At 68.9% G+C, this 6,387-nt stretch carries 7 protein-coding genes; all 7 read left to right on the top strand.

The genetic code is table 11. From position 1 onward, the window contains the following. Positions 1–306 (top strand): phage terminase small subunit P27 family (locus tag CK240_RS11690; protein WP_095640530.1); only part of this gene is annotated, 306 nt, incomplete at its 5' end. 34 nt (positions 307–340) lie between these two features. Next, entirely contained in the window at positions 341–2,062 is a 1,722-nt protein-coding gene (locus CK240_RS11685) for a terminase large subunit (protein ID WP_095640516.1), read from the top strand. Positions 2,063–2,078: 16 nt separating this feature from the next. Then, on the top strand, positions 2,079–3,398 hold the full coding sequence (locus CK240_RS11680; protein WP_095640515.1) for a phage portal protein: 1,320 nt from the start codon (positions 2,079–2,081) through the stop codon (positions 3,396–3,398). After that, the gene (locus tag CK240_RS11675; RefSeq protein WP_095640514.1) at positions 3,395–4,243 is read left to right on the top strand and encodes a head maturation protease, ClpP-related; all 849 of its coding nucleotides are present in this window, start codon (positions 3,395–3,397) and stop codon (positions 4,241–4,243) included. The genes CK240_RS11680 and CK240_RS11675 overlap by 4 nt, the downstream gene beginning before the upstream one ends. Before the next feature lie 11 nt (positions 4,244–4,254). After that, positions 4,255–5,496: a phage major capsid protein gene (locus CK240_RS11670; RefSeq protein ID WP_095640513.1), complete on the top strand. Its 1,242-nt coding sequence runs from the start codon at positions 4,255–4,257 to the stop codon at positions 5,494–5,496. Positions 5,497–5,552: 56 nt separating this feature from the next. Next, positions 5,553–5,858, top strand: a complete 306-nt coding sequence (locus tag CK240_RS11665; RefSeq protein WP_135058832.1) for a hypothetical protein — start codon at positions 5,553–5,555, stop codon at positions 5,856–5,858. Beyond that, positions 5,858–6,385 (top strand): head-tail connector protein, encoded by a 528-nt coding sequence (locus tag CK240_RS11660; RefSeq protein WP_095640511.1) that lies wholly within the window; start codon positions 5,858–5,860, stop codon positions 6,383–6,385. The genes CK240_RS11665 and CK240_RS11660 overlap by 1 nt, the downstream gene beginning before the upstream one ends. Positions 6,386–6,387: the final 2 nt, after the last annotated feature.

Below are 6,387 nucleotides of genomic sequence, written 5' to 3'. Positions count from 1 at the left end.
CTGGCCCGGCACGGGGTGATGACCGAACTCGATGCCGGGGCGCTGGCCCGCTACGTGGTGATCTGGCGGCGCTGGCTCGACGCCGAGGCGGAGGTAAAGCGCCGCGGCCCTGTGGTGAAGACCGTGGGCGGCAACATCATCCAGAATCCGTTTCTGGCGGTGGCGAACAAATGCCTGGCGCAGATGGGGCAGATCGAGAGCGAGTTCGGGTTGACGCCGTCGAGCCGCAGCCGGATCCGCACGGCGGCGCCCGCCGAGTCCAGCGATCCGTTCGAGGACTTTCTGAACCGTGGCACCCGCGCGTAAATCTGGCTCTACTCGGAATGCTCCGGCCTGCCCGGTGACGGCATGGGCGAAGCAGGTAGTAGCCGGCAAGGTTGTGGCCGGTCACCTGACGCGCCTGGCCTGCCAGCGCCACCTGGACGATCTGAAGACCGGCGCATCCCGCGGCCTGGTCTGGGACGCTGCGGCCGCGCTGCACGCGGTCGAGTTCTTCAGCCACCTGCGGCATTCGACGGGCGAATGGGCGGGCCAGCCCTTCGATCTGCAGCCCTGGCAGCAGTTCGTGGTGGGCTCGATCTTCGGCTGGAAGCGCGCGGACGGCCTGCGACGGTTCCGAACGGCTTATGTCGAGGTGGCGCGCAAGAATGGCAAGTCGGCGCTGCTGGCCGGGATCGCGCTCTACGCGCTGATCGCCGATGGCGAGGCCGGGGCGCATGTCTATGCCGCGGCCACCACCCGTGACCAGGCGCGGATCGTCTTCGGCGAGGCGGAACGCATGGTCGCGGCCAGCCCGGCGCTGTCGGCCCGCGTGACCCGCACGGTCAACAACCTCGCGGTACTGCCGACCGCCTCGTGGTTCCGGCCACTGTCGGCCGATGCCAGCAAGATGGACGGGCTGAACGTGCACTTCGCCGCCGTGGACGAGGTGCACGAGCATCCGGGTCCCGAGATCATCCAGAAGCTCAACACGGCGACGGGCGCGCGCCGCCAGCCGCTGATCTTCGAGATCACCACCGCCGGGCATGACCGCCACTCGGTCTGTCGCCAGCATCACGAGTTCTCGGTCAAGGTGCTGGAGGGGACGCTGCCCCACGAGACGGCGGATCCGTGGTTTGCCTTCATCGCCACCATCGACGCCGGCGACGACTGGACTGACCCGAAGGTATGGGGGAAGGCCAACCCGAGCCTTGGCGTGACGGTGAAGCCGGATGATCTGAAGCGCCAGATCGACGAGGCGCGCGAGATGCCGGCGCAACAGAACGCGATCCGCCGGCTGCGCCTGAATGAATGGACCGAACAGGTCACCCGCTGGCTCGACACGGAGGTCTGGGCGGAAGGCGGGCTTGCGCCGGAGACCAGCGGCGCCACGATTGCAGCGGACCTGGAGCGGCTCGAAGGCCTGCTTGCGGGACGTGAATGCTATGGCGGTCTCGACCTCGCCCGGGTCAACGACCTCTCGGCCTTCCTGCTGCTGTTTCCGCCGACGCGGGATTCGGCGCTCGGGAGCCTGGCTGACAAGTGGATCGTACTGTCGCGCTTCTGGGTACCGGAGGAGGACATCGGGCGCCGCGCCCGGCGCGACCGGGTGCCCTATGATGTCTGGCGCGACCAGGGGTTCCTGGTGGCCACCCCCGGCAACGCCACCGACTTCGCCTTCATCGAGGCGGAGATCGTCAGCCTCGCCGGCCGGTTCGATCTGCGCGAACTTGCCTACGACCGTACCTTCGCCGGCGAGATCGTCCAGCATCTGCAGGACGAGGGGATCCCCCTTGTCCAGTTCGGCCAGGGGTTCCTGAGCATGGCGGCACCCACAGCGGAACTTGAGCGGCTCGCGGTCTCGCGGTTGCTCTGGCACGGCGGCCATCCGGTGCTGCGCTGGAATGCCTCGAACGTCGCCGTCCGCCATGACCCGGCCGGCAACATCAAGCCGGACAAGGAGCGCTCAAGCGAGCGCATCGACGGGATCGTGGCACTCTGCAACGCGCTTGGCCGGGCCATGATGCGCGACGAGGCGGCCGGTCGCTCGGTCTACCAGGCCCGCGGGCCGATGCTGCTTTGACAGGTTTTTTTGACGCATGTCCCTCTGGTCCCGTCTCTTCGGCGCGCGTGACAGCGCGGCGCCGGCTGGTGCCGTGCATCTGCCGCAGCCGGACCTGCACCCGCAGGCGTCCCTCAGCTCGATGGGCGGCACGGTGGTCCATACCTCCGCCGAGCTGGAGCAGGTCCTCCGCGGCGGGGCTGCCACGGCTGCCGGGGTGAGCGTCTCGCCCGAGACCGCGCTCACGGTGGCCGCCGTCCACGCCTGTGTGCGCATCATCGCGGGCGCGGTCGCCACGCTGCCGCTGCAGTTGCGCCGTCGCATCGACGACCGCACCCGGGAGGATGCCTCTGACGATCCGCTCTGGCACCTGCTGCGGCGCCGACCCAATCGCTGGCAGACACCCTCGCAGTTCCGCCGCATGATGCAGACCCATCTGCTCCTGCGCGGCAATGCCTATGCGATGATCGTCCGCACCCGGGGAGAGGTCCGCGAGCTGATCCCGCTGCAGCCCGACCGGGTGTCCTGTCGCCAGCGGGACGATCTGTCGCTGGAATATGTCTACACCCGCCGCGACGGGACGCGGGTCCGGCTCGGCCAGGGGGAGATTTTCCACCTCGTCGGCATGACGCTCGACGGCATCACCGGCGTCTCGGTCATCGCCCATGCCCGCGAGACCATCGGCCTGTCGCTCGCCATGGAGGAGCACGGCGCCTCGACCTTCCGTAACGGTGCCCGGGTCTCGGGCGTCCTGCGCCATCCCGGGCGACTTGGGCCGGAGGCGGTGGCCAATCTCAAGGCCGGGCTCGACGAGTTCCGCGCCGGCGGTGAGCAGGAGGGCCGGCATCTGATCCTCGAGGAGGGCATGGACTACGCGCGCATGGCGATGACGGCCGAGGATGCGCAATGGATCGAGAGCCGGAAGTTCACCCGCGCCGACATCGCCATGTTCTTCGGGGTTCCGCCGCACATGATCGGCGACACCGAGAAGTCGACGAGCTGGGGCACCGGCATCGAGCAGCAGTCGATCGGCTTTGTCGCCTACACGCTCGAGGATCACCTGACGACCTGGGAGGAGACCATCGCCCGGGACCTGATCACCCCGGGCCGCGACGATCTCTATGCCCGCTTCAACCGGGCGGCGCTGGTCAAGGGCGACATCAAGGCCCGCTGGGAGGCTTACGTCAAAGGTCTGCAATGGGGGGTGTGGAGCCCGAACGAGATCCGCACGCTCGAGGACGAGAACCCGCGTGACGGCGGCGATGTCTATTATCCGCCGCCCAACATGACGGCGCCAGCGACGCCGGACCAGGGCGCTGACAACACGCCGCCACCAACCGAGGAGAGAGGCCCATGACGCTGCGCAGCACGCCCGAGATCAGCCTGTCGCGCCCGCCGAAGCTACAGGCATACGATCCCGATCCGGCCCTGCTGGAGAAGTGGACGCCCGGCCTCCGCGCCAGCTCCGGTCCGGAGACAGCCTACGGCACCAGCACCATCACCGTCCTCGATGTCATCGGCGCCGATGGCCTGACCGGCGAGGGCGTCACCGCCCGACGCGTCGCGGCAGCCCTGCGCGCGATCGACGCCGATACCGTCACCCTAGACATCAACAGCCCCGGCGGCGACTTCTTCGAGGGGGTGGCGATCTACAACCTGCTGCGCGTCGATCCGCGCCAGATCACCGTCCGCATCCTCGGGCTCGCGGCCTCCGCCGCCTCGGTCATCGCCATGGCCGGGGACGAGCTGCGCATCGCCCGTGCGGGCTTCCTGATGGTCCACAATGCCTGGGCGGTGTCGGTCGGCAACCGCCACGATCTGGCAGAGGCGGCCCGGCTGATGGCACCGTTCGACGCCGCCATGGCCGAGGTCTACGCCGCCAAGGCCGGGGTCGATCCGGCAGAAGCGGCCGCCTGGATGGACGCCGAGCGATGGTTCGGGGGCGCCGAGGCCGTGGAAGCCGGGCTGGCCGACGGGCTCCTGGCCGCCGATGTGACCCGGGATGCAGGCGCGCAGCCCGAAGCCCAGAGCGCCTTGCGCCGGATCGACACGCTGCTCGCCCGCCAGAACATTCCCCGGTCGGAACGCCGCGCGCTCCTGGCCGAACTCTGCGGCACGCCGGGCGCTGCCACACACGTCATGCCGCGCGCTGACGACGACTGGACCGCCCTCGCGCGGTCCCTCATCCAGACGCTCACCTGAGAGGCAATCCCATGACCATGATGTCCCACCCTGCGTTCACGCGCGGGATCGTCGCCCTGCGCGCCGACGCCAGCGGCGATCCGAAGCTGATCTTCGCCGAGCTGCAGAAGAGTTTCGAGGCCTTCAAGGCCGAGCACAGTGATCAGCTGGCCGCGCTCCGCAAAGGCCAGGAAGACGTGGTCCGGGCCGAGAAGGTGGACCGCATCAATGCGGCCGTCGGCGAGCTGCAGGCAGCCATGGATGCGCAGGCCGCGCAGATCGCAGCCCTGCGGATCGGTGGCAGCGGGATGGCGGCCGGCCCGGTCGATGCCGCCTACAGCGAGGCCTTCCGCGCCCACTTCCGCAAGGGCGACGTCTCGGCGGCGCTGAACAAGGGCGCTGACGCCGAAGGCGGCTACCTGGCGCCGATCGAATGGGACCGCACTATCACCGACAAGCTGGTCGAGGTCTCGCCCATGCGCCAGATCGCCTCCGTCCAGACGATCTCGGGCGCGGGCTTCCGCAAGCTCTTCTCGGCCCAGGGCTTCGGCTCGGGCTGGGTCGGCGAGACCGCGCCGCGGCCGCAGACCAGCACGCCGACCTTCGGGCATCTCGACTACACCCCGGGCGAGATCTACGCCAACCCGGGCGCCACCCAGCAGATGCTCGACGATGCCGCGATTAACCTCGAGCAGTGGATCGCCAGCGAGATCGAGGCCGAGTTCGCCTACCAGGAGGGCATCGCCTTCGTGGCCGGTGACGGCGTCAACAAGCCGTCCGGGGTCCTGACCTATGCCGAGGGCGGCTCGAAGGCGGCAGCGCACCCTTGGGGTGCGATCCCGACCATCACCGCCGCGAGTGCTACGGTGATCACCGCCGACGAGCTGATCGACCTGGTCTATTCGCTCCCCAGTCAGGCGGCACAGAACGCCCGTCTGGTCGCCAACCGCAACACCCTTGCCGGCATCCGCAAGCTCAAGGACGGCCAGGGCAACTACCTCTGGCAGCCCTCCTTCACTGAAGGCCAGCCGCAGAGCGTGCTGGCCTATCCCGTGACCGAGATGGCGGCCATGCCGGACGTCGCACCCGGAGCCATGCCACTGGCCTTCGGCGACTTCCGCCGCGGCTACCTGATCGTCGACCGCACCGGTGTGCGGGTGCTGCGCGATCCCTTCACCAACAAGCCCTACGTCCACTTCTACACCACCAAGCGCGTGGGCGGCGGACTGCTCAATCCCGAGATGCTGCGGGTCCTCAGGATGGCCGCAGCCTGAGCCAGCGGCCCGGCGTTTGCGCCGGGCCGCCCACCCTTGTCCGAATGGAGGCCATCATGGCTGTGAAGAAGACTGATGCCGCAATGAAAGCCGATGCGGCTGCGACCGAGAACTGCACCCACGGTGTCGCTGATCCTGCGCCGGCGGCAGCGCTGGAGGACGCCTCGGGCGCGATCATCGAACCCGCAATCACCGACGCCGTCGATGTGAGCCACGAGAGCGCCGATGCCAATCCGCGCGCCGGAACCACGGCCGCGCAGAACGCCATTGACTGGAACGACCCCAACCGGGTGCGCCCTGATGAGGGCGACTTCACCGGACAGGGTATCGACCGGGCAGTCTATGGAAAGGCCCCAGACTGATGCGGCTGGTCCTCGTTACCCCGCCGGCCGCACCGCTGATCACGCTGGCCGAGGTCAAGGCGCAGGCGCGTGTCAGTCACGACGACGAGGACCTGCTGATCCAGCACTACATCGATGCGGCCACCGCCTGGCTCGACGGCCCGGCCGGGATCCTCGGCCGCTGCCTCGTCACCCAGACCTGGCGCGCGGAGTTGGCGGCCGTCCCCCGGTCGGTCCGGCTGCCGTTTCCGGACAGCGTGGTCGACAGTGCGATGTTCAGTGATGAAGAAGGGGGCGAGCTGACCCACGAGCTCATCCTGCAGGATCAGCGCCCGCTGCTGCGTCTGAGATCAGGTCTCGGGCGCCCTGCGGTAATTACCTTCACCGCCGGCTATGGCGCCCCCGCCGATGTGCCGGCCGCCATCCGCCAGGCCATGCTGCTGCTCGTCACGCAGTGGTACGAGCATCGACAGGTGACGGGCACAGGCAACGCCTTGCCCTTCGCCGTCGAGGCGCTGCTGGCGCCGTATCGCAGGATCCGGCTGTGAAC

The organism is Paracoccus salipaludis (assembly GCF_002287065.1).
Taxonomy (GTDB): Bacteria; Pseudomonadota; Alphaproteobacteria; order Rhodobacterales; family Rhodobacteraceae; genus Paracoccus; species Paracoccus salipaludis.
The sequence above is the reverse complement of the archived record's forward strand: the minus strand, read 5'-3'. Positions and strand labels throughout refer to the sequence as shown.